Raw genomic sequence first — 26,643 nt, 5'->3', positions numbered from 1 at the left:
TAATGATCCCTTTTTAGTCATTAGCCTTTTCCCATCTGTCAGGAAGCAGTTCCCTGTATTTTTCAATTGGTGTGTTCGGTTGCCATTCGGCTGTTCTGTTTATCACATCCGTGAGATACTCAAATAAATTCACTTTATGCATCCTACAAGTGAGTGCTATCGTATAGAGTATGGCGCCTCGTTCGGCCCCCTTATGGCTGCCGAAGAACAATGAGTTTTTTCTTGATAAGGATATGTACCGGTTCATCCGTTCAACCATATTATTGTCCAGATAAGTGTCACCATAATTAAAGATGTCCACCACTGCATTCCACTCATTGCGAAGATAGGTAATGGCTTCCTGCAGTTCGCTCTTAGGTAATAAATCCCCCCGTTCTTCTATTTCATCAAGCATATCTTTTATTTCTCCGAGTATGTCCGGCGCATACTTTTTTCGATGCATAAGATTCTGTTCTACCGTCCATCCCTCAACCCCAACTTTATGCTTATGCTCGTTTTGATAAAGTGCGTTTATCAGCTCCACGATTCTTTTTGCATCCGGGTCCTTCTCACCGCAATCTATAAATTTCCGTTTTATATGTTGCAAGCACGGGATGCGTGTGATATTGGGATAAGCATCGCTTTCAAGCTTCCGGTAAGGTGAGTAGCCATCGCTTTGTATAATACCTTTGCAACCGCCTAATTCGTTAAGAATAACTCTTTCAGACCGGGAGCCGTCATCATAGAGCAGGTATATCATCCTGGTGTTTATGCCGACAACCACCCAAAGGTATCCCTTCCTGACTCTTTTTCCCTTGCTGTTCTTTTCCGGGACGAGTATTTTGTAATAGGTTTCATCGGCTGCCTTATAAGGATCACTCAAAGCTGTCTGCCGGATGCACTTATAAAGATTTTCGAAGAGGCTTGAGGCTTTTTCTATCAACTTATGAGCCGTAGGTTTCTTCAGCGTAAAGCCATGCCCCTCGAAGTAGTTGATGATTCTTTCAACAGGTAGCGATTGTATATAACGTAATTCCATCAATCCGGCAATAAATGAACCGTCATAGCTGGAATTCAAGAAGGCCGAAGCCGGTGTTTTTCCCTCAAACAGGCGACCTTCTTGCGTATAGGTGTGTATCTTGTAGACATGCTTGATGAAGCGCATGGGTACACATTCATAGCGGACGCATATTCTGGGAACAGTGGTAAACAACCGGGCCTTATTGATGTCAAAATCGGGATCATCGGGATAAACGACATGTTCTTCTTCCTCCATCTCATAATGCATGTCACGTTTGGCCCCATTGTTCTTTCTTGCTTTACGCTTATCTGCTTTTTCCGCTTCTATCTTCTGCCGCTCTTCTTCGGATATGGCAGATTGGGGAGCCTGTTGCTGTTCGGATGTGTTGGATACAAGTTTGGCGAGTCCCTTAGTAAGGCGCTGTTGCTTGCTAAGAGATTCGCCTTTTTGAAGGAGTGCCTCTTTAAGGGAAGAAACCTCCTTTATCAAAGCATCTATTTGGTCCAAGAGTCTGTTGTTGTCATCTCGTAATCCCTTGATTTGTTCCTTCAATAACTCTATGATCTCATCCTTTTTCATGGCATAAAGATATAAAAAATCAACAAATTAACCAAATAAACCGGATGATATCTTTAGTACAAATAACTAATAATCAAAATGTTGTATTAGATCCTAAAACGTTTTCTCAACCGTACAGACTTTAATGACACTCCATTCAAGATAAAAGACAAAACCTGATAAGAAATCTCGTAATTACCTGTATTGGGGTTAAATGTCGGTAACTCAAAACTTCCACCTTCGAGGCGCTTGTAGTACAGAAGAAAGCCATCGCCATCCCAACGCAGTATTTTTACACTTTGTCGGTTTTTACCAAAGAATAAAAAGATATCTCCGGAAACGGGAGACAAGTCCTTCATTTCCGATCGTATAATTTTGAATAAACCGTCAATGCCAAGGTTCATACGAACAAAGCCCTGGTACAGATAGTAGCGATTGGCTGATGTTAGAGAATACATGGATCTCCCTCCTTTCTTTCGTAATCGCGCAACATTTTAATAACACCACTGGGTGTGGCCCGTTTGACCGAAATGGTGGTTCCACTGTTAAAGGTGATTGTGATCCCGGCAAGACTAAACTCTTCTTCCGGCAACATGGCGGGTGCTATTTGAGTGAATGAAGGAGAGGAAGTTGTCGGTTGGGAGGGTTCAACGCCGCCATAATAATCACGGACCACATCTGCCTTGGCTTGTTTAACGCTATAGCCCCGTCTGGACATCCAGGAACTCATACCACCAAAAGTGGTATGCTGATCGCGGCAAACATCGGCTAAAGAACAATTGTAGTCTACTTTCAATACTTCAAGGAAATGTTTCCAAGTTTTTCCAAATCGATTTTCTGCTAAATCCATAATGCTTCATTTTTATACATAGCAAAAATATAAGAATGAAAAAAGGGCGACAAGATAGAATCGCGGAGACGCTTACACTCGGATAAGAGACTACGCAGCTTTTCACTTTCACTAGAAAATACTAATACTGAACACATAATGGATTAAGATGATTATGAAGGCACAAAGGTAGGAAAGAAAAGAAGGGAAAGAAACACGCACGAGCCCGAATGCTTACCTAAGATGCCGCTATCTTTACCTTCCCACGGCCGTGGTAACTTCTTCCCACAGTCGTGACGAGATCCTCCCACGGCCGTGAAGAGATGCTACCACGGCCGTGGAGAGTTAAGGATAGCGTAGGTCTGACAGAACAATACCGATTGGGTAAATCAAGTATAACGGCTTTATAATACATACTTCATAGGGACATATGTTCTTCTATCCCGTATTCTATGCTGTTAATCTACAAAGAGATAGGCTGACAATAAAAGTCCGAATCTTTTATTGTCAGCCTGTTTGGGGTTATTGTCAGCGCTTATTGTCAGCTGTTAATGCGTTGAAAATCATTATTCTATATGGATGAAATCTTTAGCTGACAATAAAAAGACTAAATAATATCCTTATGAGTAAAAATGATTAGAAGCGGCAGCGAAGATCTATCCCAAATTGCATTGGGCGTCCTTTCTGCATGAAACCTTTGTTCATTGTTTCGAAATAGAAGGCGGCATAGTCTTTATTCAGGAAGTTACGTGCCCAGAAACTAATCATTGCATCACCGATTTCCAGATTCGTTCTCCAGTTGAGTGTGCCGTAGAAGGATTGGCTGACGTCGTTTTGTTCAGTCCAGTAGATACGTCCGGCAGCGTTATAGTTCGCTTGGAATACAACCCGGTCGAAGATAGAACGTGGGCTGCAGGTGATGGCATATTCTCCACCGATATTTAAGGTATGTTTGGGAACAAAGGGAACATATTTGCCATTGTAATCCGTAATTATGGGAGTGCCATCTTTTTTCTCTTCGGTGATTACATAATCAGTAAAGGTGGCATACGTATATCCATAACTGGCATTCAGGCTAAGTTCTTTAGTCACACTGGCACGAAGAGCTGCTTCTGCACCATAGCTGCGACTTTTTCCTGCATTAATCGTGATACGTCCCAAACCACTTTCTGCAAATTGGGAGAGTTGTTGGTCGCGGGTATCCATGTAGAATGCTGCGACGTCGGCCCAAAGTCTGCCTTCCCATAAAGTAAGGTGGCTACCTACTTCGTAGTTCCACGAATATTCGGGTTTGTAAGTAGTAGAAGTTTTTACGTCGATCTCTTTTGCTGGTACCATTTGGTCCATCATTTTTATAATGGTTGCTCCCCATTTGGCATCTTGCCCTATTGTAGGACTTTCTTTGATGGCATTCATCATCGAATTTTTCAATTCAGTTTGTGATAAATCAGAGAACATTTGGATGTTATATCCTCCCGAACGATATCCCCGGGTAACGGTGGCATAAACATTATTTTGATTCTTCCATTCATATTGAATAGCAAATTTGGGTAGAAGTTGTACGTAATCAGTCGAGAGCTTGCCTACGAAAGAGGCCGGAGCTTTCATATTCTGATCGGACAGATTTATTTGCGTGGGACCCATTGCCATGTGGAAATCAAAACCAAAGTCGATAGGAGTGCTAAGAGAATTATACTTCATACTGATCTTTTCGTAATCGAGTCGGAGTCCGGCTGTAACGGACAACCCTTCGATGAACAGATTGTTGAAAGTGGACTGATGATAAAGTGCACCGCTAAGGGTCGGGGTATCGAAGGTTCCTCCTACACTTAATGTCGGGTTGTGCACAGTCATTCCCATGGTGGGAGCTCCGGGTTTGGCAGAGACTTCTTCAAAAGCGGAATTGGCGTTGTTTTCAATGACTGACTTCACTCCTTCTTCTTTGAACAGAACAGGACCTGTAGTGTGTAGCCATTGATAGAATCCGAAAGCACCCGTAGCCCACTGCCATCTTTTTCCGGGTTTGGCTTTCAAGACAATTTCTTCGGAAATGGTGTTCGCTCTCTGCTTTTGTTCGATGTTGAAAATATCCCTTTCTGTGAAGTCCTGATCGAGGAACATACGGTCATTCAGGTTCTGATAACCTGTCACCGCACTTAATATGAAGTTACTGGCTTGGTATTCGATGTTAACACCGGAGTTGAGCAATCCACGGCGGTAACTACTACGGTCGTTATATGAAATCTTACCGATGTAGTCTGCCCGATCTTCTGTCATTTCTTTACCGTCTTTTTGAGCTTTGGCTATGGCACTGGGAGTAATACCGGTATAATAATACGGATACCCACCTTGATCGCTATATTCATAGCTAAGTGCCATATCTATTTTCAGATTCGATGTCGGCAGGTAAATTCCACGAAAACGTCCGCCTCCGGCGTTGCTTTTGTCGACCTTTTCGTTATTTCGTGCAGAATTCTCAAAGAAGCCGCCTGTATGCTCGTAGAAACCTCCGGTAGAAAAAGCAAAGCGGTCGGATGTACGGTGATAATGGGTGAGTGAAACGTTATAATTATTGTAAGTTGCTGCTCCCATGCGAATATCAGTACCTTGATAAGTGAAAGGTGATTTTGTGTGTACTTTGATAAGTCCTCCCATCGTGTTACGCCCGTAGAGAGTACCTTGTGGCCCGCGAAGAATATCAATACGTTCGATATCAGCATAGTTGAAGTCGAAAGCGGATTTGTCGATATAAGGGATATTGTCTACATAAAGTCCTACGGACGGAGTATTGATGCGTGAACCGATTCCACGGATATAAATCGAAGTAGTCAGTTTGGAACCATAGTCAGGGATAAACAGATTGGGAACAATACCTGTCAGGTTCTTCACGGAATTTACCTGATTGGCGCGCATATTGTCTTGCGATAAAACGGTGGCGGCTACCGGCAGATCACGTAATTTACGGTTCTCTTTTGGAGTAGCAATCACTACCACCTCTTCGATGTCTACTATTTTTAGTGAGTCTTTGGGGAAATCTTCAGCCCATGCTGTCCCTGTCGTCAGGAGCATGAGGGCAATCATAATCTTCTTTGTCTTCATCTGCTGTTAATTTATCTGGTGCAAAGTAACGGCAAATATAGATGACGGTCAATCCTCATTTATTAGGATTATGACTTATTTTTTAAGAAGTCAGATTCGGTCAGCTTCGATATATCCGTTCATTACAGCATAAATAGTCAGCCCGGAGACGGACTTAATGCCTAATTTCTCCGTGATATTTTTTCGGTGAGTGATAACGGTAGTCAGGCTGATATTCAGCTTATCTGCTATTTCTTTGTTGATTAACCCTTTGGTTATCAGTACGAGCACTTCTATTTCACGGGCGGATAGAATTTCCTGATGAGGCTGCATCGGAGGCATGGGGGGCATATCTTTTACCGGATAACCGTCGTGGTGAGCATGTTGGTGAAGTTTCAATATGTTTTTCACCAGCTCTTCTTCGGATTCGTGAATGTTGAGTACAGGTACGCCGGATAGTTGGAATTGCGGACTGTCGCTTGCCAATACAATCGTTTTTCGTTTCCGGGGGAGAAAGAAAGCATTGTGCTCCACGTAAATCTGTGCGGAAATGAAATAGTGGGCATACATATCGGGAGTATCGTCCATCAGTTCGCTGAAGTGATGAAAAGTCCGTATGGTTGCCATAGGAATCATTTCCTCCAGGATTCCTTTCAGACCGAGACAGGTCAATGTATTGGCTTCTATAATTGCTATTTCGGGTTGATAATTCATTTTAGTGTAAGTTTAATTAATGATTGAAATAGTTGGCTACTGCTTCTGCACATCGTTCGCCGTCCACCCCGGCAGACACAATTCCTCCGGCATAGCCTGCGCCTTCTCCGCAAGGAAATAATCCGCGAACGGTGACATGTTGCAGAGTATCCTTATCGCGTATGATACGAACGGGAGAAGAAGTTCGTGTTTCCACACCAATCATTACTGCCTCATTTGTCAGGAATCCGTGACTGCTTCGTCCGAATTGTTGGAAACCAAGAGATAACCTTTTGCTAATAAATGATGGCATCCAGAAATGAAGTGGAGACGAAATCAATCCCGGACTATAGGATGACTCGGGCAGATCGTAACTCAATTTCTTGCGGGTAAAATCCAGCATGCGTTGTGCCGGAGCAGTCTGTCGTCTGCCTCCCTGCAACCAGCATTGACGTTCCAATTCCTCTTGAAAGTGAAGAACAGATAGTAACTGTGAATTAATCTCTGAAAGTTGTGAACTTTTTAAATTCGGGTTCAGTGCCATCAGCTGTTCATCTTGTTGCGCAGCCAATTCTTCATTCCTCATTTTTAATTCTTCATTTCCCAAATCTTCCGGTTGAATTTCCACTACCATTCCCGAATTACTCCATCGTGACCCACGGTTGGCAGGAGACATTCCGTTTACTACCACTTGTTCCGGTCCGCTGGCAGCAGGAACGATAAAGCCACCGGGACACATACAGAAACTATATACTCCTCTGCCTTCTGCCTGTGTTACAAAGCTGTATTCAGCAGCGGGCAGGTATTTGCCCCGTCCATTCTTATTATGGTATTGTATTTGATCGATCAACATGGCCGGATGTTCCAGACGTACCCCGACAGCGATTCCTTTCGCTTCAATTGTCACATTATTGGCAGCCAGCCAACGATATACATCTCTTGCCGAATGTCCGGTTGCCAGTATCACAGGTCCGAGAAAGGTCTTTCCTGTATTTGTTTCGATACCTTTGACTTCATCGTTCTCAATAATCAATGCATCCATTCGTGTCTGGAAATGTACCTCTCCGCCACATTCGATAATGGTGTTCCGCATATTTTCAATGACACGTGGCAATTTGTCTGTTCCGATATGCGGATGCGCATCCACCAATATCGAAGTCGAAGCTCCATGCTGGCAAAATACGTTCAGAATCTTATCTACATTTCCTCTCTTCTTGCTCCGGGTATAGAGTTTCCCATCCGAATAAGCTCCTGCACCTCCTTCTCCGAAACTGTAATTCGATTCCGGATCAACAGTGTGTTCCCTGCTGATTTGTGCCAGGTCTTTTTTACGTTCGCGCACGTCTTTTCCACGTTCGATGACGATAGGGCGTAATCCGAGTTCAACAAGGCGTAAAGCAGCAAATAGGCCGCCGGGGCCTGCACCAACGACAATCACTTGCGGTTTTCCTTCTACATTATTATATATAGTACGTTCGTACTCATCTTCTTGCGGCATTTCCTTGATGTATGCCCTCACCTTCAGATTGACGAAGATAGTCCGCTGGCGTGCATCAATACTCCGTTTCAAGATTCGGGTAGCGGTGATGTCACGTAAATTCAGACCTTTTTCTTTAGAAAGATATTCCTTTAATTTCTGTTCGTTTGCTGCGATTTCGGGAAGTATACGGAGTTGGTATTCTTGTGTCATTTAGTTATTATTGATATTGTTTTCGACTATCCAATTAGAAAAACGGGCTATTTATGCATCAGTGCCTTATCCGAATAAAGCCCTGAACGCCTCTTCTACTTTTCTTACCGGTACTAATTCTATCTTCAGTTTTTGGGTATCGATCCCTTGCAAGTTATATTTGGGCAGCAAGAAGCGTTTGAAACCTAACTTTTCAGCTTCACCGATACGCTGTTCAATTCGATTCACAGGACGTATCTCTCCCGACAGACCGATTTCTCCCGCCATGCAAACTTCCGGTTCAATGGCTGCATCCATATTGGAAGAAAGGATCGCACTGATAACCGGCAGGTCGATAGCCGGATCATTTACTTTCAATCCTCCGGCAATATTCAGGAATACATCTTTCTGTGCCAACTTAAATCCCACGCGCTTTTCGAGAACAGCCAGCAGCATATTCATTCTTCTCAAATCGAAACCGGTTGCCGAACGTTGCGGATTTCCGTAGACTGCAGAGCTTACCAAAGCTTGTGTTTCAATTAAAAACGGGCGAATCCCCTCAATGGCGGAGGCAATGGCTACCCCGCTCATCCCTTCATGATCCTGACTTAGCAAAAGTTCGGAAGGATTACTCACTTGGCGCAACCCATCCTGACGCATTTCATAAATACCTAATTCTGCCGTACTACCAAAACGATTCTTGATACTGCGTAGAATACGATACATATAATGTTGGTCGCCCTCAAATTGAAGAACAGTATCTACGATATGTTCCAGCACTTTAGGTCCTGCAATACTTCCTTCCTTATTAATATGTCCGATCAGCAATACAGGCGTATGCGTTTCTTTCGCAAAACGAAGAATAGACGCCGAACATTCTCTGACTTGCGCTATACTTCCGGGAGACGATTCGATACTTTCGGTGGAAATAGTCTGTATAGAGTCGATAATCACTAAATCGGGATTTGTATTCTTGATATGCACATAAATCTGTTCGAGTGAAGTCTCGCAAACGATCAGGCAATCGCTGGAAGTGCCAGAGAGACGGTCGGCACGAAGTTTCAGCTGTCGTGCACTCTCTTCACCGGATACATAAAGAATCTTCTTTTCCGGCATGTGCAGTACGGTCTGCATGACGAGCGTCGATTTACCGATTCCCGGTTCGCCGCCTATCAGGACAAGAGAACCCTGTACAAGTCCGCCCCCCAATACACGATTCAGTTCATCATCGTGCATATTGATGCGTGGCTCATCTTCTGCCTCTATATCGCTAAGTGCCAGTGGTTTGGGCTTCTGTGTCTCAATGCCCGACACCGGACGGTGGTTAGTGGGTTCTTTCCGTACGATTTCCTCAACATACGTATTCCATTCTCCACACGACGGACATTTACCCACCCATTTCGGTGAATCCTGTCCGCAATTACTGCATACATATACGGTTTTCTCTTTTGCCATATTCTTGCTCCTTTAATATAAAAATCCGAATGTCCAAAGTGGGATTTTGTTTCCAGCGGAATATTCAATATCATCTGCAGCGATAAATCCCTGCTGACTATTGGCTATCTGTTTTCCGTCTTTACTTTTTCCTCCGACTTCTATCGTATATTTGCTGTCTATTGTATAGTCTGCACTGCGTGTGCAATATTCTACACGATGTTGATAGGAGAGTTGGTTTACCATGAACACTTCTCTCAATGTACCTTTGTTTACATCCTTAAAGGTCAATGCATAAAGCAGGTTGGTATTTTCCATATAAATCTTATCCGGCTTTTGTAGTTTCTTGATAGAATCATTATCCGAATAAAGAAGGTGGATTAATTTAGCCCTGTCCAGATATTGTAGATAAGCCAGAATGGTAGTCCGTGAAAGTTCCGCCATGGCAGAAAGTTTGGTGATATCCACCATGAAGGGCACTTCGGAGGAGAGGATTCCCAGCAGGCTTTTTAGTTTACGTACGTTACTGATATCCACTCCACATTGCTGTGGAAGTTCGATTTCAAGTATCAGGTTTGCTATATTTTCGATGCGTGTATAGTATTCCGCATTTCCTTCCTGATAAAAAGGATAGTATCCGTGTTTCAAATAATCTTCAAAATAGGCAAGAGGGCGGCATTGGGAATTTACTGCATTACAGATTCCATCACTATTGCCCAGTATCTCTTCCAGTGTATAAGGACGGATTTGAATCTGATGGAATAAGTGCAGATATTCACGGTAGGATAGCCCCTGCATATTATATGATATGCATCGGCGGGATAAGTCGGCTTCCGCATTCAGAAGTTGTAGTAAGGATGAACCGGTAAATACTATTTTCAGTTCAGGAAACTCATCATATATGTTTTTGATTTCTTTACTCCATGACGGATATTTGTGTACTTCGTCCAGAAAGAGGCACTTTCCTCCTTTCAGGTAAAACTGTTCGGCAAGTTCACTAAGAGAATGTTGCGTGAAATATAGACTGTCTAAACTCGTATATAAGGCACTTTGGCTATCATTAGCATAATGAAGTTTTAAGTATTGAAGCATTAAAGTCGTTTTCCCGACTCCACGGGCTCCTCGGATAGCAATCAGGCGGTTATCCCAGTTGATTGTATCCATCAGGCTTCTGATATAGGCGGTAGAAGTAGCTGCTAACAGCCTTTTATATCTTCTAATGAGTGTATCCATATTTTAAGATGTTTACTATAGAAGACAAAAATAGATATAATTTGTTCAACGCGCAAAACAAATTCAGATTAAATCTGTTCAATGCATAAAACAAATAGAAGGTTTACAGAGTTATCTCTCCTGCTATCGAACGGTTCATCCGGTCGCGTACCTCATCCGGGGTATATCCATGTCCCAGTAAGAACATTAATTTAGTGACTGCCGATTCCGTTGTACTGTCATATCCGGAGACAACACCTGCCTGCAATAACTGGTATCCTGTTTCGTAACGTTCCATTTCTACCATTCCTGCGCTGCATTGTGTTACGTTGACAATCACAATTCCACGTTCACTGGCCTGACAGAGCCGGCGTATAAACCATTCCTTTCGGGGAGCATTCCCCGAACCGTATGTTTCGAGCACAACCGCTTTTAAACCTTCAATCCCCAGAATGGTGGCAATTACATTTTCCTGGATGCCCGGAAAGAGCTTCAGTACCACTACATTGGTATCCAGTAAATAGTGCGGTTTCAATTCGCGCTCTTCACCATTTCCGTGAATTTGCACATTATTATATTTAATATGGATTCCCGCTTCCGCCAATACCGGATAATTGAAAGAACGGAATGCATTGAAGTTTTCTGCATTCATCTTTGTCGTACGGTTTCCCCGCATCAGGTGATTTTCAAAGAAGATGCATACTTCGGGCACCAGTGCCCTTCCTTCCTTGTTTTGTGCGATGGCAATCTCGATACTGGTCATCAGATTCTCCTTTCCGTCCGTGCGGAGTACGCCGATGGGAAGCTGTGAACCTGTGAGAATGACGGGTTTGTCCAGTCCTTCCAGCATAAAACTTAGTGCGGAAGCGGTATAAGCCATCGTGTCCGTTCCGTGCAGGATGACGAAGCCGTGGTAACGATTGTAGTTGTCATGAATAATGCGTACCAGCTTTCGCCACATATCCGGTTCCATGTCCGACGAATCCATCGGAGGATCAAACTGATAGGTATCAATTGGAAAATTGAACTTTTGCAGTTCGGGGATATACTTTTGCAGTTGCTCGAAGTTAAAGTTCTCCAGAGCACCTGTCGCGGCATTCTCAATCATACCAATTGTTCCACCGGTGTATATTAACAATACGGAAGTATTTAATGGGCTCATAAGCTGATTTTGTGCGATTGTTTTCGCAAATATAATAATAGATTTGATAAATAAGTAACAAAATGTCATAAAAGTGAAGGCGAATGACCGGATAAAGCACAGGCGAAAGATTCTTTTTATCAGAAAAATCGGCATAAGGCGCAAAGAAAAGCAAAGTTCTACATAAATAAATGCAGGTCAGCATCTTGTATGCAGAGCGGGTTGAAGCAGGCTTCGGCATAAAATGCCTGAAAACACCCCTTTCGGACAAAGTTCGGCTACTAAACAGCTACCGGTTCCGAAACGGGGTATATACAGCATAACAAGTTCTGTTTCATCGATTTGCCTTGTTTTGCATAGCTCTTGGTAAGAAATAAGTAACTACCTTTAGAAACGAAAATTTTAGAGTTATGGAAACAAAGAGAAGTACGTTTGCGACCTCGTTCTACATCAAGAGATCCGCAGTGAGAAACCGGGACGGGAAAGCCCCCATCATGGTGAAAATCTCCGTTGACGGGGATGACAAGGCGGTGGGAACCAAGCTGTTCGTCACTCCCGACCTCTGGGAGAACGGCAAGGCGAAAGGCAAGTCCGCAGAGGCAAACGAGATAAACGGGCAACTGAAGGAGGTCTCCGCCCGGCTCACCAACCACTACCACCGCATCCTCCGGGAAGAGGATTTCGTCACAGCCGAGAAGCTGCGCAACGCCTTCCTCGGTGTCGGCGTGATGGAGAACTGCATCCTCAAAGACTTCGGGAACATGAACCGGGAGTTTGAGGCGATGGTCGAGAAAGGGCAGCGAGCCAAGTCCACCTACAACAAGTATCTGGCTGTTTACAACCATTTCAAGACCTTCCTTTGGGAGAAGAAGAAGCGCACCGACATGGCTTACAAGGAGCTGACCAAGGAGATCATCGCCGATTTCGACAAGTACCTGCGGGTGGAGAAGGGATTGAGCGCCAACACCCTCTGGATATACACCATGCCCCTGCTCAGCCTGACCGACAAGGCGTGGCGGCGGGGCATCGTCCGCACCGACCCCTTCGGCGAGTACAGCCTTGAGATGCAGGAGACCGACCGGGGCTATCTCACGGAAGAGGAGCTGCGCACCTTGGCTAACGCCGTGTTCGTCAAGAAACAGACCAGCCTCGTGCGGGACATGTTCCTCTTCGGGTGTTTCACCGGGCTTAGCTACATTGACATAAAGACGCTCACCCATGACAAGATACAGCGCATGGACTTCGACGGCGAGGAATGGATCATCACCCGGCGCACCAAGACCCGTGTGTCGAGCAACGTCCCCCTCATGGAGATTGCCAAGGAGCTGATAGAACGTTACAGAGGGCTTGCCGGAGGCGACCTTGTCTTTCCCATGCCCAGCAACAGCGTGTGCAACAGGCATCTCAAACAGATAGCCAAAGCCTGCGGCATCCACAAGGAGATCGGCTTCCACCTAAGCCGCCACACCTTCGCCACGACCGTCTATCTCTGCAACGGCGGCACCATCGAGGCGCTCTCCAAGATACTCGGGCACAAGCACATTTCCACGACCCAGATCTACGCCGAGGTGACCAACAGGATGGTAAGCTCCGATTTCCGGGCGATCTCCGGCAACCTCGCCGCCATGCAGCGGAGCGTGCTGGAGAAGAAGGACAGGAGACAGGACGGAAAGCGGGTGCGCCGCTCCCTCCGGGAAACGGCTTGACGCCTTCCCCCGGTGCAGAATGCGGCAAAGGCAGGAACTTCCGATGCGGTGTCCCTGCTTTCGCTGCATTTCCCGATGCACACCCCCGTGCGTTTATGTTGGACTTTTCCCCCGTTTGCGCTTTGGGCGCATGTCCACGTAGTTCTCCTCCAGCATACGCAGCAGATCCGACTGGCGGTAGAGCGTCTTGCCCGGCAGCGATATGTACGGGATCAGCCGTTGCGTGCGGTAGTCCTGCAACGTCCTCGGCGTGATGTGCAGCAGCCTGCACACGTCCTCGCCCGTGAGATAGACCTCGCCGTTCATCGCCGGGCGGAAGTGCGCCGTTACCGTGTCGAGGTACCTCATGCCCTCTTCCAACGCCTCGAAGTACGCCCGTACCTCCTCCGTGTCCCTTGTGATCACTTCCATCTCACTCGTCCTCCGTCATTTCCCGGCTCATGGCTTCCACGAACGCCTCCACGTCCTCCGTCCGGTAGTAAATCTTGTGGTTGATCTGGCTGTACGGCAGCAGCCCCCGGTCACGGTAGGTCTGCAATGTCCGCTTGCTGATGCCCAGTTTCTCGCACACGTCCGCCCCGTCCATCCAGTTCATCTTTTCGGGCGGGCGGTAGCGGGCGCAAAGCTCCCTCACGTGCTGCGAGAAGCTGCCGAACCGTTCCTTCATCTCCTCGAAGGTCTTTCTCTCGATGCTTACTATTTCCATTGTCCCGATACGTTTTTATGGTTATACTTCCCTGCAAATATACCGGTCTGTATATGTCCGTGTATCAAAACCGTACCGCTTGTCCTCGTTTTGCTTCACGTTTGTAGCCTTGTCACGTTCCGGGCGGTGAAAAGCAGGGAGAAGCTCTACATATCCGCACGCCCTTCCGCATATTTCCCGCCCTTTCCGCTTGCCGTGTGCCGGACATTTCGCATATTTGTAACCGACCAAACATCATCACTATGGAAGAGGCTGTCTTTATCGCTCAATACACCTTCCTTGCCACTCCTGCGGTCATCGAGGAGGAGAGCCGCATCTTGGGCAAGATCGCACGCCGCCTGCGTTGCGAGTACGTCATCCGTTTCGAGGACGACGGCAAGTTCTATTTCCTTTTGGAGACCCGTTCCGGCTACGAGGAGCATTTCGCCCGGTGCGGCTGGTACATCGTCAGCCAGACCGACTTCAACAGCCGCCTGACCATCGGCATGGGCTTGTACGAGAGCGGGAACTTGGCGGGCTTCATGTACAGGCTCGATTCCGGCAGCGAGGACGAGGCACGTTTCTGGAACAATATCCTTGTCTTCACTTTCTTCAATGACTTCCGCAAGGCGTTCTTTCCGCTCGACAACCGCTTTCAGGGATTCTTCCGCTTGGACGGCAGCTTGTGTTTGTACCTTTATGACTATTGCCCCGTCCGGCGGAACGACAAGATCACCTTCGAGGGGAAGAAGGTGTCGAACGCCGTCTGGCGTTTCAAGAGCGGCGAGCAGACCGACCTTTTCGTCAAGCTCTTCTCCATCGCCGCCAGCCGCATCCGGGCGGTTCAGGAGAACAGGCACCGTGCCGTGCTGGTTCCCGTCCCGGCATCCACACGGGAGAAGCACCGCACCCGGTACGAGGCGTTCTGCCGCAAGCTCTCGGCGGATATGGGAGTAGCCGACGGGTACGGGGCGATAACCGTCGCTTATGACCGGGCGCAATACAAGGGCACGCACGGGAACGGAGACCGCACCGCCAATCTGGAGTTCCATCCCGAACGGTTCAGGGGGAAGTGCGTCTTGCTTGTGGACGACGTGCTTACTACCGGGGCTACTTTCATAGCGTTGCGGCGCAAGCTGATCAGGTACGGGGCAAAGTTCGTCATCGGCATGTTCCTTGCCAAGACCATTGCCTTCGAGGACGGGCGGAAGGAATAAGGCGAGAAAGCTCTCATGCGTTTATCATTTCAGGTTATCGTGAATGGTCTAACTCGATGTACCAGTCTCCCTTGACGGGCTTGTACAGCGTGGTGTCGTTGTATGTCCTGCGGTAGATCTCGTTCAGGTCGCCGTGTTCGGTGATACGGATGTTCCGGCGGCTTCTCAATCCGGGGTCGTAAACGAAACTCTTGGATGTTCCCGCATCCACGATGCCGTGGGAATAGTACGGCATAACGAGGCTCACGTATACCGAATCCGCCGTTTCCCATTCCCTGCGGTCAACAAGGACAAGACCGCATCCAATCTCTGACAACAAGGAATCGAGCTGTATTCGGTCTGGCTTCAGCAGCCCATATACCGGGAGGTCTTCTTCGTCATTCGTTTCATGGGATGTATCGCTTTGCTCTGTTGAATCAAGTATAATGACCTCTTCCGGAGAAAGCGGCGGATAGTGGAAACTGCCTTCTGAACTCTCTGCCATGATTTTGTACACCTTACGGAACGCCGCCTCGTGCGTGGCGAAGTGGCGTATCATTTCCTCGTCGCTCGGCGGCATGGGCGGCTCTCCGCAACTTGCGGCAAACAGGCTTGCTAAAAGCAGGATTGTGATGGGTATTTTCATTTTTGCTCCCAATGTTTTTCAAATTACTGATATATATCTGACAGCAATGCCTTTGAGTTCTTCTACACTGACTTTTCGGCATGCTTCCAAATTCAATCTCTCTAAATTATACAAATTTGCGATTGTTGGTTTTAGGTTTGTGAGAGCCGTACACCTTTGTAGAAAAAGAGTTTTTAGATTGACACACTTTTCCAAACCTTCGATCGAAGTAAATGAACCTCCGATAATACGCAAATACTGTAAACTAATGGTCTTTTCTAAAAATGAAAGGTTGTCTGTCCTAACTTTACTTAGCTGAAGCCAATTTAATTGATGCAGCATTTCCCAACCACTGATTTTTGCATCATAACTGATATTGACTTTCTCTAATACTGGAAAAAGAGATAAATCCAAGTCAAAATTATTATCTACTCCCCAACGGAAATCTTTCAGTTTTGAAAGATGATATAATCCAGTAATGTTCGACCTTTTAGAAAGAGAAACGATCCAATGAAATGTTTGTATAAAATCCCGCCTATTTAGAAAATCAAAGTTTACAACTCTTTTTATATCATTCTTTTCAGAGCGGACTAAAACATCTTTGATATTATGTCTTTGGGCATAATCAAGACCTTCTTCTAAAGAATCAAAATCTATCGTTATGCCTTTAAAATAAGAAAACTCACTATAATCTACTTTGTATTTTTCCATAAATGCAATTCTTTTCAAAAATAGGTAGTGATTTGCTTTTTCGCTGTAATCTTCGCTTCAAGCCTTGATATGCAGCTATTTTTTCCGTTCAATTACAAATATATACCATAAGGACGAAACTTCGGAATATTCGGTCTTCCTTTTTTCAAGGTATGCTCAAAAGCAGTTTTTGCGGGCGGTTGTTTGGGCGTTCCCCTTCGGGTCGGGCTTTCCGCTGCAAGTCCTCGCTATGCTGTGGGCTTTCCCCTGCAATCCCTAACGTGGGTGAAAGGGCTTTCACTATCTTGCGCTTACACCTTGGCGCACGGCGACATGGGTGGATCTCCGGATACAACCGCTAAAAACAATGTTATGACAGATTTCTTCATTCTATTTATTGGGTATGTTGCTGATTATTCAAAATTCCGTATCTTCTGTCCATTCCAGAGAGTCCACCGGACAAAGTCCGGCGTTATTCACTTCGTACCACCCGGTCAGCAGTACCCTTATGCTGTCCGGCGTATATCCCTTGACCCATGTGCATTCGACAAACTTCCGTCTGCCGTCTTGGATTTCCTCAAAGGTGGCGTGGTTCAGCAACCCTGCACGAAACTCTCCGCCCATATCTCCCTCTGTTGCCCTTACCTGCATGACATAGACCGGTTGCCCGTAGCGGGAGGTGCGACCGTCCTGATTGATCAGATATAGCAAGGCTTCGCTGGGTACTTCCTGACGGGCTCCTACCGTGATATGCAGCGCAAGGTAATCCCTCCACCTTTGTGGAACTTCCGTCCGTGTGTTCTCCACCGGCTCCGCCTTGCGCCCGTCTATCCGCATCAGTGTGCTTGGCAACAGGTTAATTTCGGCAATAATCAGAAAGACGAGGGAGAACAGGAAGAAGTAACATCTGAAGGGGCTGAACCTGCGTCCTTCATAGTGCTGCATGACCGCTTGCCTTCGTGAAAACGGGTATATCCAGCCGCGCGAAACACAGTGATGGACTACGACGATTCCAACTATCATGGCGACTGTAAACCACCCAAATGCCGGGGAACCGTAAAGAAAATGAGCGGTTGTAAGGAATATCGGCTCATAGATAAATATCATGATGCAAAGCATCAGCATGGACTCCCCGTCGGGGCGTCTTGGCTCACCCTTATAATGCCATTGTGCCATTTCTCCCAACCAGAACAGATAGTCGAAGAAATAATAATGCCGTTGTCGTTCTTGCTCCTTATATTCCCGTTTCTTCATTCTAAATATATTGCATGGGTAATGTTTGATAGTGCTCCGCTTATTCAGCCAGTTTGCTATTAAACCGCCTACTATTTACTTTTATTTATTGTAAATACCTTGTTTTCCTCATTTATATCATAAAGCCCATCAAGATGAATGTGATAATCATCTTCATTTTCATATCCAATCATATCGTACATCCTACTTTTCTCTATTGCATAGATTTAATAAATTCTTAGCCCATTTGATTTTTGCATTAAACCCCTCCCAAGATGCAGACTGCTCTTTCCAATAATCAGGGATATCAGTATTGGCACCATGCTCCAAAAGGAGTGTGAATACTTCTTTGAATCTTTGATAAGCTATATTTACATCAAATTCCGGATTCCAAATTAGAGTATCAGGCAGATCGGATTCAAACATATCCGATGTCGAATGTATCATTGAGTGAGAGAGATTTACTCCATGAAAGAAACTATTAACCCCCTTGTTATCTGTAAGGTTGATGTCCATCCGATGTTCAATAAGATACTTCAATATTTTTAAAGAATCTTCGTATGTACCGCATTGTAACCCATATTTGGGTATGCAATGTGTAACAGCGGTATAGACAGCTTGGTGACTTATATACATATCATCTTTGGGAGTATAGTCATTTACATTCGCACCCGCATCTATTAAGAAACAGACAATATCATAGTGACAATTCTTGATTGCTATGCGTAAAGGGCACAAACCTTCATCCCTTTTGCGCCATCCTTTTTCTATGCTATTGATAAGAACAGGATTTTTTTCTATCACTTGCTTAACTGTATCGAAATCTCCTTTATTTATCGCATCAAATAACTTCTTCATTACTTTCCTTTATTATTGTTCCGCTTTAAGCGGTAGTGCTGTTTGCTATCTGTTTTTTCGAGTTATTACAATATCATCAAAACTTAATGGCAAAGACTGACCGTTTGGTCTATATTCTTTCCAATCTTCAATGTTGGGACTTTCATAATCCATCATTATATGATAAAAGGAGTATAGACCGGAATTTTCTTGAGGTAAATCCGGCAGACTATGTATGTCATAACATCCAACATCTTCCAATCCTTTTTCTTCAATCCGTTTCAACCATCCTAAAGCCTTATCTATTTGTTGAAGATAGGAAAGTTCCTGCTGATTGCCATGCTTCAGGGCATCAACAGTTTTTATTCGTTCTTTTTGTAATAACTCAATTATATCTTTCATTTTATTTCTTATCGGTAATGCTTGGCAGCGTTTCGCTTTAAGCGGCAGTGCTGTTTGTTATCTAAATCTTAATGTCTTTATTGGCAAAATCAAGGCACTATTTCGTAAACGGTTCGTTCGTTGTTCCTGAAAATGGTCTGCTCAATCTGTTTTCCGACCTTTACGATGCTGTCTATGTCAGCATTGACTTTCAGGCTAAGGACGGGAGCGTATTTCAGATGTTCGTAATCGACCGGAGTATTGTTATAGGTTGTTTCGACAATAGGATAATTATGTTCCTTTGCGAACTGTTTCAAGGTATCTATGTAGGGAAGCTGCTCTTTACCCATAGCTTCAAAATCTATGTAAAACTTTCCGTTCTCCAGCACAAAGTAGATGCAGTCCACACCATTGGAACAAATACCTATAAAATCATAATCAGTATTTCCTGCCTGCACGTTTCTCAATACATCCGGCAGTTTGTCTATCGTAATCCGGGCAGCAACCGGGATATTGGAGTTTATACCGTCGTTTTGCGTCACTCGTTTATTCCCATGCCCGCAACTCAATAAACTTAAGATAGAAGTAAATATTCCCATAATTTTTAAGAATCTCATAGTTTTATGCTTATTATTAAATAGATAATGTTTGGCAGCGTTCCGCTTATTCAGTCGGTTTGCTGTTTGTTAGCATCATCAGAAATCCATAAACGTATCATTTTCCATATAATAGTTCAACGCATCAATATAGTCATTAATTGATGCAGTTTCTTTTTGATCAAATACGGACATCAATACATCTTCAAATTGTTGCCCGTAATAAAATAAATCCAAAGACTTATCTCTTACAAAATCTGGATATACTTCCTCATCATTATCATCTATCGTAGGATATAGTTCCAAATAGCATAATTGATTCAATTGGGCTGTACCCTCATTGGAGTATAAGCAATAGTTAGAGTCAGTGAAGCCATTATTAGCTATATTTTTAGAAACTATTTCGATAATTTCTTGTAAACGATATGGTTTTCTTAATTCTAATTCTTTCATAATTTCAATTTTATATGATGCTAATGTTCGGCGGATAAACCACCTTAAAAGTTTCATCTGTTTGTTATCGACCTATTTTATTTTTAGTTTTTGACTATATGCAAGTATTACAAAACGATTATCTAATCCACAATCAATTACATCATTCTTTTCTAATTGAGAATAGGCTTTTACAAATCTATTTCGACATTTACTTGAATGTATGTAATGATTGAAGTAGTTCTCGGCTTGTTCCTTTTCACCATATCTCAACATATATGGCAGGGCAAGGAGAGAGTCTTTCGTGTATTGATTGAAACAACAGCCATGTTGCGTAATGAAGTCAATAGCCATTTGTCTATTCTCAAATAAATCAAATATCGGACAAGCATATTTTTCAAGTAAATCAATTATTGTTTTTATTGATGGAGCATAGCTTAGTCCGGCAAGATCCCAAGATTGATATTGATTTATTGGCGATAGGTATCCAATATGATTATGATATACTAAGCCATCATCATTGACATTGAGATTCTCTTCTTGCACCCACTTTTTCAAGTTTTTACAGGTAATCGTAATCAGTGGATATATAGCCACACTACAAGATGAATTATATACACTTGAACGAAACCATATTTCAAAAGTCAAATTTTTGTCTTTTGAAATCTTTTTCAAACATTGTCCATTTTTAGACGGCTTAAATCCCATTGCGATAAAAGGAATAGCTATCTCATTGCAGGCTTTAATAAATATATCTCTTGGTTTCATTTCTTGTTCTTTTCAGGTCGATAATGTTTGGCAGCGTTCCGCTTATTCAGTCGGTTTGCTGTTTGTTAACGGACTCTTTCTATCTTATTAAAAAATATTCTTCCTTTTTCTATCTTAAAATAAGATGGTATATTGTCTGTCGCATACAATATTCTGCGTCGGGCAACTTTTTCTCCTATTATTATATCACTGACATAGAATGTGTCAGCTTCCATAATAGCTTCATCCTCCATTCTTATGTTTAAGATACCTTGAGGACATATTTCATACCATTGATTACAAGTTGGACATTTGTCTTTCATGTAAAGATTGGTATTATAATCATAGTCATATCTGACTATATTATTACAGCGTAATAGAAAATAATGCGGACTTTTAGGTAATGGGATAAAATCAAGCCCTTTAAGATTGTATTTATTATATATTTCAACGAAACGCTCTGATACAATCGTTTCTCCATCCCATGTATCCGACATTAAATATTTTCCTTTTTTACGATAAATTGCGATACTTTGTTCTCTTGCTTTTTCCCGATTAGTGAGCAGTCCACAAGTCGGACAATATTCCAACTGTACTTGTTCGTCCTTGTCATAATAGAAACAAGTATCATTATCTCTTGAATGTACACGGTAATAATTCATATTTCAGTCCGTTAACATGTAATTATCTACGTTTTCCGCTATTATCTTCGCTCAATTACAAATATATATCATAAGGGCGAAACTTCGGAATATTCGGTCTTCCTTTTTTCAAGGTATGCTCAAAAGCAGTTTTTGCGGGCGGTTGTTTGGGCGTTCCCCTTCGGGTCGGGCTTTCCGCTGCAAGTCCTCGCTATGCTGTGGGCTTTCCCCTGCAATCCCTAACGTGGGTGAAAGGGTTTTCACTGTCTTGCGCTTAAACCTTGGCGCACGGGCTGTCCCGTCCCGGCGTCCGTTTCCGACCACTCCGTGAGGCTGCATGGCCGAAGCCGGACATCGGGGCGGAAGGACAAACGGAACACGTCCGTCCGTGCCGTCACACGGAATGAAGTTCATCATCGGCATATCCCTTGCCAGACCATCGCTTTCGAGGATGAACGGGAATAGCTATTTCACTTTTGCGGTAATTTCATCTATCAGGTTTGTAATTTTCTCAATGGAATACTTTTCTATCAATCTTCTGGTTGCCGCTTCTGTCTTTAATTTCTCATTGATTAATTTTAGTTGGGGCAGATCCGATTGACAGCATTCGTTCAAGTATTCTATTTCAGTGCCATAGGAGGTATATTTATAACGAGACTGCAAAAAATGCAGAAAGGTGTTGCGTGATTCGTTAGACAATCCCAAAATACTTTTTGAAACCTTGTCCGCATCAGCCTCTTGGAATATTGAAGTATCCCTATAAAGACGCTGTTTGACCGGGATTGCATCATTCAATGCCAGATTCAGGCGTTCGCAAGTTTCATCCGTCAGATTTTCCAGCATGGCAGACACTTTATTAGGACATTTCTCAAATCTTTGCTCGAATAGTTTTTGAAAATACGCAACCAGTACATTCAAAATTCGATCTGAACCAATATTAGAATGATTCCTTCTTGTACCCGCATGTACCTTTGAGCTACAATTCAACAAACCCTCCATGTCGTTGATACCTTCCATCAGCCTGTCTATGGAGTGCTTGCCTTGGGCAATGATGTCTTCCTCGGATACGTGAACAAGGTTGTCGCTATATAAAACCGATAGTATAGATATAATGACAAACAATTCTTTTAGATCAACGCTTTTATCCGCAAAGTAATACCGTACCGTTTCCTCGTAATGTTTCTCGTATTCTTCGTTATCCAGTCTCCAATAATCATACAGATAGTCCCAACTATTCAAACTTGCGTCTTCGGCAGCAAAGTATTGCTGCAAATAGGTTGTGTCAAAATACCCGCTTTCCAGATAGCAGACAATTTCATTGACGATAAAATCACTGAAAATATCCAACCGCTTGCCTATCTCTATAAAATGGTATTTGGAGAGGATTTTTTCACGCTCCTCATTTTTCTCTTTATCTGGGAACATATTGTACAGGCTGTTGAACAGGCTCGCAATTTCGGTATTTCCACCCTTATACTCGCAGTAAACGGCGACAAAATTTGCCAATAGTGATGTTATGATAAGTTTGTATTTGGGAGATTCATGATAATGTTCCGGCAAAGCCATGATTATCCTGTGGTAATCGTTCAGACATTGCCGAAGGACTCTTAAATTATCGAATTTAGAGGCGTGGAATATCTTGATGATAAGCTCTTTGTTTTCAGACAATAGGTTTCTGTTGTTGGCGGATATTTCGCCAATGAAAAAATCAAGTGTCTCCTCTATATTCACTTTGATCTCGAAAGTGCGCCCGATGGTCTTTTCCTTGAAATCCTTGAATTTCAAATTAGATTTTTCGCCCTCTTTTTCGGAAATCTTGTTCTCATCGCCAATGATGATGACCTTGCATTTACAATGTTCCGAAAAGTAATTGATGTATCCCAACAAGGTTTCCAGTTTTACATCACATCTTTCAAGGTCGTCAAAAATCAGAATCTTGTTTCCTTTTATTTCGGAATTTTCTTCTTTCAACAACAAAATGGAGTCCAAGTCACAGGTTACACTCCCTTCATCCTTGCCATCACCGTCAATGTCGTATTTCAAAGCGATTTTCGAGGCGGCTTTTAATATATTCTTGGCTATTTTCATTCCCTTGCTGTACAGCCACGGGGATATTTCCTTGTTGATTTGTTCTGTGATTTGCTGGGTAGTGGTCAAACCGTATAAAGACACATAAATGGGCTGCCATTTTAACTTGTCCGCATCTCTGTTGCTTTTCAGTTGCTCCATCCATTGGCGGATGAAAAACGTTTTGCCGCATCCCCAAGCACCTCGCAACATGATGGCATATTGCGGATCGGGTATTTCCGCATATTCATTTAAAAAGGTGAGTATGTTTCTATTCATAACCATGTTCATTAGAGGTTTCAAAGTTACGGAAAAGAGTCGTAGTGTTCGGCAACCTTCCGCTTGTTCAGTCGGCTTGCTGTTTGTTATAATCAATCATATCACCGAAAAATCATTAATAGGCTTATAAGAGTATTTCACCCTAAAGCCTTCATCATCCCAGTTTCGGGCAGCGATAATCGCATGTGTCAAATCCAGCCGATATGTTTTAAGGCATGATTTGATTGCGGATACAGCCCGTTCTTCCTCCACGACTATACAATAAATATTCAATTTGCCGTTATCTATTGCAAAACTTTCGACTACACCTATACCTCGCCAGCCCAAATGTTCTTTTAGATACTCTGAAACTTTGTCTTTTAACCATTTATCCCGTTTGTTCCCATCCTTGCTTTTCAATAGATATTGAACTACTATCGTACATAATTGATTTTCGGACAACTTTGTATATCCTTCACTCGCACATACATTACTAAAATCCTGTAAACGTATAGCTGCTTCTTTCTCTGTCATACTTGTTTTCGCAATAGTTCCAACATATCCAACTTTTCCAGAATGCTCAATTAGAACCTTATCGGCATTTTCATACCACATTTCCTTGTAGTATAGACCTTTTGTTTCAATTTGTTTATATAGCGTTATCATGATATGATTGGTTATAATGTTTTGCAGCGTTCCGCTTTAAATGTTTCATCTGTTTGTCAGCAATCTTGTTTTTTTACCATATACCAACTTCACAAATACCCTTGAATCTATCTAATACCATTCCGTTTTTTTTATCACTTCCCAAATTTACACTTATATGCTTGAGGTTAGGAAGATTTTCAGGAATTATATTATCCAATACATCAAAAGGCAATTGCAAGAGTAAGTTTTTTAAATTCTCGTGGTATAAAGGAAAACTTTGTAACCGTTTCATATTGGCAAGAGACATACCGGTTAAAGAATGAAGGTTGCTTAAATCCGGCATTTCTTCAACATTGCTAAGTCCGTCTAAACCAATAGATCTTAGTTCTTTCAAGTCCAATAAAAAATTAAGATTCAATATTTTCGGAGAACGGTATATATCTATGCTTCTTAAATTTGGTGTCTTAATACCTAAATGTGTCCCATCCTTTAAATTAAAACAAGTTAATGTTTCCAAGTTTGGTAAGCAGGACAACATGTTCGAATCTAACCCTTTTATTTTTAATCGTTTCAGTCTGTTCAGCTTGTTCAATGTAGGATATTGATATTTCGTTATAGGATAAAAACTCATACAGAGTTCTTCCAGTTTCTCCAATGAAACAAGTTCGTCAATACAGAGTTTATTATCATATAGTGCATCAATAACTATACTCCTCAAATTTCTGAATATTGAAATTCCTTCAATTGTTTTCAGAATATTCTCGGTGTAATTATACGATTCAACTCCTATTATATTGTCACTTATACATTCAAAATAGGAGAAAGCAATCAGATTGTTGTTATTTGAACGCATTACCAATGTTACTTCTGTCGTTTCATTGATTATAGCTTCTTTTAGAAGTTTCAATTTCTCTATGTCAGGTTGTTCTTCTATCAACAATCGCAACTTATTATCTTCATGCTTTAATCCGATAATCTGTTCTTCTGTATATTGATTTAATTTTTCAATGAACATATAATTTGTATTTACAGGGTTGCTAATGTCTGGTGGATAATCATCATTAAATGAGATTGATCCGCTTGTTATCCGTCTCATTCCTTTTTTAATGATGAAATAAACGATTCAAAATCACTCGCCAATAAGGAAAGAGCTACTTCTTCCATTTCCAAGAAATAGATTTTACCTTCAGCTTTGTCAAAAACGAAATAATTGCCGAATGGATCTATAGCAAATGGTATTACAGTATTCGGGATTATATCACTCAAATCAGTTATTGTCGCCGAATACGTCAAGTCTTCAAATTCTGTGGACTTTATGGGCAGAAAGAAATCCACCACATAATCCTGACTATTTTGAGTGTATATCGTTTTATTTGGTTGACCTCCGTTATTGGCAAGAAGGAACGATTTGATTTCCTGCGGGAAAATAAATTTGTTTTTCCGCTCAACATCAGCTATATCCTTAGCTGTAATTGATTCTGATTTATTGTTAAATTCAAGTTCCATTTTATTTTTTATTTTGACGGATAATGTTTGGTGGATAACCGACCATTTCGAGAGCAATTAATCCGCTTTTATCTGCCCATTCTATTCTTCTCATTGTTCAAAATGGATATTATTCTCTGCGACATATTTCTTAATCGGCTCAACTATATCGGTAACGTAGTTTGTGCACTTAAAAAATTCTCTAAATATCCAACCTCCTTCACTTGCTTTGGCTAATGGAACCAAAGTTTCTTCAATGAACTCTTCATGGTTGCACAAGAGAGAACAGATTACTCCTAAGCTAAACTGTTTATCTGCATATATATGTTGAATATGACCCGAATTTGAGTAAAAATCTATAATTTTTGTATATTGTTTGACAAAAGGTATGATATACGGAAAAAAATCCTTTTTCAAATCGTTTAAGAATCTCTCAACGTTAGGAGTCTTGTCACTCTTATTCCCGAAAAAATAATCCATATCCATTAGATGCTGCTTAAACCAATCAATATTATTATCAAAGCAAACTATGATGTTACCACCAGCGTCTTTTTTATTTAATGGTTCTAATACAAGACTACATAAATATGGATTCTTTATTTTAGCTGATACACCCATACAAAAAGTGTTTTTACCGGCATATCCACCTTGGGTTGTTTGAAAGTAAAACTCAATACTACAATCGTTTTCCACTATGTAAGTAAAGTAGTCTTTATTCTTTTTTGCTTTGACCACATTTACAGGAAGCATCTCTTGTATTCTTGTAAACATGTATTTTAGGACTTCCGCTTTAGTTTCCATA

General features: G+C 42.7%; 28 protein-coding genes. 2 read left to right on the top strand and 26 right to left on the bottom strand.

Annotated elements, in window-relative coordinates; genetic code table 11:
- Positions 1–13: 13 nt before the first annotated feature.
- The 9 genes from H8796_RS01660 to H8796_RS01620 all read right to left on the bottom strand — a co-directional run bounded on the left by H8796_RS01660 (position 14) and on the right by H8796_RS01620 (position 11,635).
- Positions 14–1,579, bottom strand: a complete 1,566-nt coding sequence (locus H8796_RS01660) for an IS66 family transposase (RefSeq protein ID WP_187343914.1) — start codon at positions 1,577–1,579, stop codon at positions 14–16.
- An 86-nt stretch (positions 1,580–1,665) separates the two neighbouring features.
- A complete protein-coding gene (tnpB, locus tag H8796_RS01655) occupies positions 1,666–2,016 on the bottom strand; it encodes an IS66 family insertion sequence element accessory protein TnpB (protein WP_004296723.1) in 351 nt (116 codons plus the stop codon).
- On the bottom strand, positions 2,004–2,408 hold the full coding sequence (locus H8796_RS01650; RefSeq protein ID WP_122138311.1) for a hypothetical protein: 405 nt from the start codon (positions 2,406–2,408) through the stop codon (positions 2,004–2,006). Before H8796_RS01650 ends, tnpB begins: the two co-directional genes overlap by 13 nt.
- Before the next feature lie 615 nt (positions 2,409–3,023).
- Positions 3,024–5,486 (bottom strand): TonB-dependent receptor, encoded by a 2,463-nt coding sequence (locus tag H8796_RS01645; RefSeq protein WP_187343913.1) that lies wholly within the window; start codon positions 5,484–5,486, stop codon positions 3,024–3,026.
- A gap of 90 nt (positions 5,487–5,576) precedes the next feature.
- On the bottom strand, positions 5,577–6,179 hold the full coding sequence (locus tag H8796_RS01640; protein WP_117936295.1) for a LuxR C-terminal-related transcriptional regulator: 603 nt from the start codon (positions 6,177–6,179) through the stop codon (positions 5,577–5,579).
- 16 nt (positions 6,180–6,195) lie between these two features.
- The gene (locus H8796_RS01635) at positions 6,196–7,848 is read right to left on the bottom strand and encodes an NAD(P)/FAD-dependent oxidoreductase (protein WP_004306408.1); all 1,653 of its coding nucleotides are present in this window, start codon (positions 7,846–7,848) and stop codon (positions 6,196–6,198) included.
- A gap of 66 nt (positions 7,849–7,914) precedes the next feature.
- Complete coding sequence (gene radA, locus H8796_RS01630; RefSeq protein WP_117936293.1) at positions 7,915–9,282, bottom strand: DNA repair protein RadA; 1,368 nt, start codon at positions 9,280–9,282, stop codon at positions 7,915–7,917.
- A 12-nt stretch (positions 9,283–9,294) separates the two neighbouring features.
- Positions 9,295–10,494, bottom strand: a complete 1,200-nt coding sequence (locus H8796_RS01625) for an ATP-binding protein (RefSeq protein WP_117936292.1) — start codon at positions 10,492–10,494, stop codon at positions 9,295–9,297.
- A 103-nt stretch (positions 10,495–10,597) separates the two neighbouring features.
- The gene (locus tag H8796_RS01620) at positions 10,598–11,635 is read right to left on the bottom strand and encodes an asparaginase (RefSeq protein WP_032852820.1); all 1,038 of its coding nucleotides are present in this window, start codon (positions 11,633–11,635) and stop codon (positions 10,598–10,600) included.
- Positions 11,636–12,024: 389 nt separating this feature from the next.
- Here H8796_RS01620 and H8796_RS01615 point away from each other — a divergent pair, with 389 nt between their 5' ends.
- A complete protein-coding gene (locus tag H8796_RS01615; protein WP_117599391.1) occupies positions 12,025–13,320 on the top strand; it encodes a site-specific integrase in 1,296 nt (431 codons plus the stop codon).
- Positions 13,321–13,413: 93 nt separating this feature from the next.
- Here H8796_RS01615 and H8796_RS01610 read toward each other — a convergent pair whose 3' ends face one another.
- Positions 13,414–13,731 (bottom strand): helix-turn-helix domain-containing protein, encoded by a 318-nt coding sequence (locus H8796_RS01610; protein WP_005858007.1) that lies wholly within the window; start codon positions 13,729–13,731, stop codon positions 13,414–13,416.
- 1 nt (position 13,732) lies between these two features.
- On the bottom strand, positions 13,733–14,026 hold the full coding sequence (locus H8796_RS01605; protein WP_008629224.1) for a helix-turn-helix domain-containing protein: 294 nt from the start codon (positions 14,024–14,026) through the stop codon (positions 13,733–13,735).
- Positions 14,027–14,268: 242 nt separating this feature from the next.
- On the opposite strand from H8796_RS01605, the gene H8796_RS01600 reads away from it, so the two are divergent.
- Positions 14,269–15,222 (top strand): ComF family protein, encoded by a 954-nt coding sequence (locus H8796_RS01600; protein WP_117599389.1) that lies wholly within the window; start codon positions 14,269–14,271, stop codon positions 15,220–15,222.
- A 34-nt stretch (positions 15,223–15,256) separates the two neighbouring features.
- On the opposite strand, the gene H8796_RS01595 is transcribed toward H8796_RS01600, so the two are convergent.
- The 15 genes from H8796_RS01595 to H8796_RS01525 all read right to left on the bottom strand — a co-directional run bounded on the left by H8796_RS01595 (position 15,257) and on the right by H8796_RS01525 (position 26,642).
- Positions 15,257–15,847, bottom strand: a complete 591-nt coding sequence (locus H8796_RS01595) for a DUF4948 family protein (protein ID WP_187343912.1) — start codon at positions 15,845–15,847, stop codon at positions 15,257–15,259.
- 18 nt (positions 15,848–15,865) lie between these two features.
- Positions 15,866–16,537: a hypothetical protein gene (locus H8796_RS01590; protein ID WP_187343911.1), complete on the bottom strand. Its 672-nt coding sequence runs from the start codon at positions 16,535–16,537 to the stop codon at positions 15,866–15,868.
- A 396-nt stretch (positions 16,538–16,933) separates the two neighbouring features.
- Positions 16,934–17,770: a hypothetical protein gene (locus H8796_RS25570; protein ID WP_117599385.1), complete on the bottom strand. Its 837-nt coding sequence runs from the start codon at positions 17,768–17,770 to the stop codon at positions 16,934–16,936.
- A 183-nt stretch (positions 17,771–17,953) separates the two neighbouring features.
- Entirely contained in the window at positions 17,954–18,607 is a 654-nt protein-coding gene (locus tag H8796_RS01580) for an ankyrin repeat domain-containing protein (protein WP_118419681.1), read from the bottom strand.
- Positions 18,608–18,652: 45 nt separating this feature from the next.
- Positions 18,653–18,988 carry a hypothetical protein gene (locus tag H8796_RS01575; RefSeq protein ID WP_117599383.1) on the bottom strand — a complete coding sequence of 112 codons (336 nt, stop codon included), beginning with the start codon at positions 18,986–18,988 and terminating at the stop codon, positions 18,653–18,655.
- Positions 18,989–19,077: 89 nt separating this feature from the next.
- Complete coding sequence (locus H8796_RS01570; protein ID WP_004326134.1) at positions 19,078–19,584, bottom strand: hypothetical protein; 507 nt, start codon at positions 19,582–19,584, stop codon at positions 19,078–19,080.
- Between the two features lie 78 nt (positions 19,585–19,662).
- Complete coding sequence (locus H8796_RS01565) at positions 19,663–20,016, bottom strand: hypothetical protein (protein ID WP_032581402.1); 354 nt, start codon at positions 20,014–20,016, stop codon at positions 19,663–19,665.
- 72 nt (positions 20,017–20,088) lie between these two features.
- Positions 20,089–20,763, bottom strand: coding sequence for a hypothetical protein (locus H8796_RS01560; RefSeq protein ID WP_007662658.1), 675 nt, complete (start codon positions 20,761–20,763; stop codon positions 20,089–20,091).
- A gap of 65 nt (positions 20,764–20,828) precedes the next feature.
- Positions 20,829–21,404, bottom strand: coding sequence for a hypothetical protein (locus H8796_RS01555; RefSeq protein ID WP_118419577.1), 576 nt, complete (start codon positions 21,402–21,404; stop codon positions 20,829–20,831).
- Between the two features lie 108 nt (positions 21,405–21,512).
- Positions 21,513–21,800, bottom strand: a complete 288-nt coding sequence (locus H8796_RS01550) for a hypothetical protein (RefSeq protein ID WP_233554144.1) — start codon at positions 21,798–21,800, stop codon at positions 21,513–21,515.
- 48 nt (positions 21,801–21,848) lie between these two features.
- On the bottom strand, positions 21,849–23,729 hold the full coding sequence (locus tag H8796_RS01545) for a P-loop NTPase fold protein (protein WP_187343910.1): 1,881 nt from the start codon (positions 23,727–23,729) through the stop codon (positions 21,849–21,851).
- Positions 23,730–23,825: 96 nt separating this feature from the next.
- On the bottom strand, positions 23,826–24,374 hold the full coding sequence (locus tag H8796_RS01540; protein ID WP_009041193.1) for a hypothetical protein: 549 nt from the start codon (positions 24,372–24,374) through the stop codon (positions 23,826–23,828).
- A gap of 73 nt (positions 24,375–24,447) precedes the next feature.
- Complete coding sequence (locus H8796_RS01535; protein WP_120010852.1) at positions 24,448–25,452, bottom strand: hypothetical protein; 1,005 nt, start codon at positions 25,450–25,452, stop codon at positions 24,448–24,450.
- Positions 25,449–25,862 (bottom strand): SMI1/KNR4 family protein, encoded by a 414-nt coding sequence (locus H8796_RS01530; protein WP_005842523.1) that lies wholly within the window; start codon positions 25,860–25,862, stop codon positions 25,449–25,451. The genes H8796_RS01535 and H8796_RS01530 overlap by 4 nt, the downstream gene beginning before the upstream one ends.
- 90 nt (positions 25,863–25,952) lie before the next feature.
- Positions 25,953–26,642 (bottom strand): hypothetical protein, encoded by a 690-nt coding sequence (locus H8796_RS01525; protein WP_008620113.1) that lies wholly within the window; start codon positions 26,640–26,642, stop codon positions 25,953–25,955.
- Between the last annotated feature and the right edge of the window lies 1 nt (position 26,643).

It is taken from the genome of Bacteroides sp. M10, assembly GCF_014334015.1.
Taxonomy (GTDB): domain Bacteria; phylum Bacteroidota; class Bacteroidia; order Bacteroidales; family Bacteroidaceae; genus Bacteroides; species Bacteroides intestinigallinarum.
The sequence above is the reverse complement of the archived record's forward strand: the minus strand, read 5'-3'. Positions and strand labels throughout refer to the sequence as shown.

Coding starts and splice junctions, on each gene's coding strand:
- H8796_RS01575 (WP_117599383.1), bottom strand. CDS start 18,988: ATGAAAGATATAATTGAGTTATTACAAAAAGAACGAATAAAAACTGTT.
- H8796_RS01550 (WP_233554144.1), bottom strand. CDS start 21,800: ATGATGAACTTCATTCCGTGTGACGGCACGGACGGACGTGTTCCGTTT.
- H8796_RS01525 (WP_008620113.1), bottom strand. CDS start 26,642: ATGGAAACTAAAGCGGAAGTCCTAAAATACATGTTTACAAGAATACAA.
- radA (WP_117936293.1), bottom strand. CDS start 9,282: ATGGCAAAAGAGAAAACCGTATATGTATGCAGTAATTGCGGACAGGAT.
- H8796_RS01605 (WP_008629224.1), bottom strand. CDS start 14,026: ATGGAAATAGTAAGCATCGAGAGAAAGACCTTCGAGGAGATGAAGGAA.
- tnpB (WP_004296723.1), bottom strand. CDS start 2,016: ATGTATTCTCTAACATCAGCCAATCGCTACTATCTGTACCAGGGCTTT.
- H8796_RS01650 (WP_122138311.1), bottom strand. CDS start 2,408: ATGGATTTAGCAGAAAATCGATTTGGAAAAACTTGGAAACATTTCCTT.
- H8796_RS01540 (WP_009041193.1), bottom strand. CDS start 24,374: ATGATAACGCTATATAAACAAATTGAAACAAAAGGTCTATACTACAAG.
- H8796_RS01620 (WP_032852820.1), bottom strand. CDS start 11,635: ATGAGCCCATTAAATACTTCCGTATTGTTAATATACACCGGTGGAACA.
- H8796_RS01615 (WP_117599391.1), top strand. CDS start 12,025: ATGGAAACAAAGAGAAGTACGTTTGCGACCTCGTTCTACATCAAGAGA.
- H8796_RS01610 (WP_005858007.1), bottom strand. CDS start 13,731: ATGGAAGTGATCACAAGGGACACGGAGGAGGTACGGGCGTACTTCGAG.
- H8796_RS01595 (WP_187343912.1), bottom strand. CDS start 15,847: ATGAAAATACCCATCACAATCCTGCTTTTAGCAAGCCTGTTTGCCGCA.
- H8796_RS01635 (WP_004306408.1), bottom strand. CDS start 7,848: ATGACACAAGAATACCAACTCCGTATACTTCCCGAAATCGCAGCAAAC.
- H8796_RS01560 (WP_007662658.1), bottom strand. CDS start 20,763: ATGAAACCAAGAGATATATTTATTAAAGCCTGCAATGAGATAGCTATT.
- H8796_RS01640 (WP_117936295.1), bottom strand. CDS start 6,179: ATGAATTATCAACCCGAAATAGCAATTATAGAAGCCAATACATTGACC.
- H8796_RS01565 (WP_032581402.1), bottom strand. CDS start 20,016: ATGAAAGAATTAGAATTAAGAAAACCATATCGTTTACAAGAAATTATC.
- H8796_RS01590 (WP_187343911.1), bottom strand. CDS start 16,537: ATGGAAAAATACAAAGTAGATTATAGTGAGTTTTCTTATTTTAAAGGC.
- H8796_RS01545 (WP_187343910.1), bottom strand. CDS start 23,729: ATGAATAGAAACATACTCACCTTTTTAAATGAATATGCGGAAATACCC.
- H8796_RS25570 (WP_117599385.1), bottom strand. CDS start 17,770: ATGAAGAAACGGGAATATAAGGAGCAAGAACGACAACGGCATTATTAT.
- H8796_RS01570 (WP_004326134.1), bottom strand. CDS start 19,584: ATGAGATTCTTAAAAATTATGGGAATATTTACTTCTATCTTAAGTTTA.
- H8796_RS01645 (WP_187343913.1), bottom strand. CDS start 5,486: ATGAAGACAAAGAAGATTATGATTGCCCTCATGCTCCTGACGACAGGG.
- H8796_RS01535 (WP_120010852.1), bottom strand. CDS start 25,452: ATGAGACGGATAACAAGCGGATCAATCTCATTTAATGATGATTATCCA.
- H8796_RS01530 (WP_005842523.1), bottom strand. CDS start 25,862: ATGGAACTTGAATTTAACAATAAATCAGAATCAATTACAGCTAAGGAT.
- H8796_RS01660 (WP_187343914.1), bottom strand. CDS start 1,579: ATGAAAAAGGATGAGATCATAGAGTTATTGAAGGAACAAATCAAGGGA.
- H8796_RS01555 (WP_118419577.1), bottom strand. CDS start 21,404: ATGAATTATTACCGTGTACATTCAAGAGATAATGATACTTGTTTCTAT.
- H8796_RS01625 (WP_117936292.1), bottom strand. CDS start 10,494: ATGGATACACTCATTAGAAGATATAAAAGGCTGTTAGCAGCTACTTCT.
- H8796_RS01600 (WP_117599389.1), top strand. CDS start 14,269: ATGGAAGAGGCTGTCTTTATCGCTCAATACACCTTCCTTGCCACTCCT.
- H8796_RS01580 (WP_118419681.1), bottom strand. CDS start 18,607: ATGAAGAAGTTATTTGATGCGATAAATAAAGGAGATTTCGATACAGTT.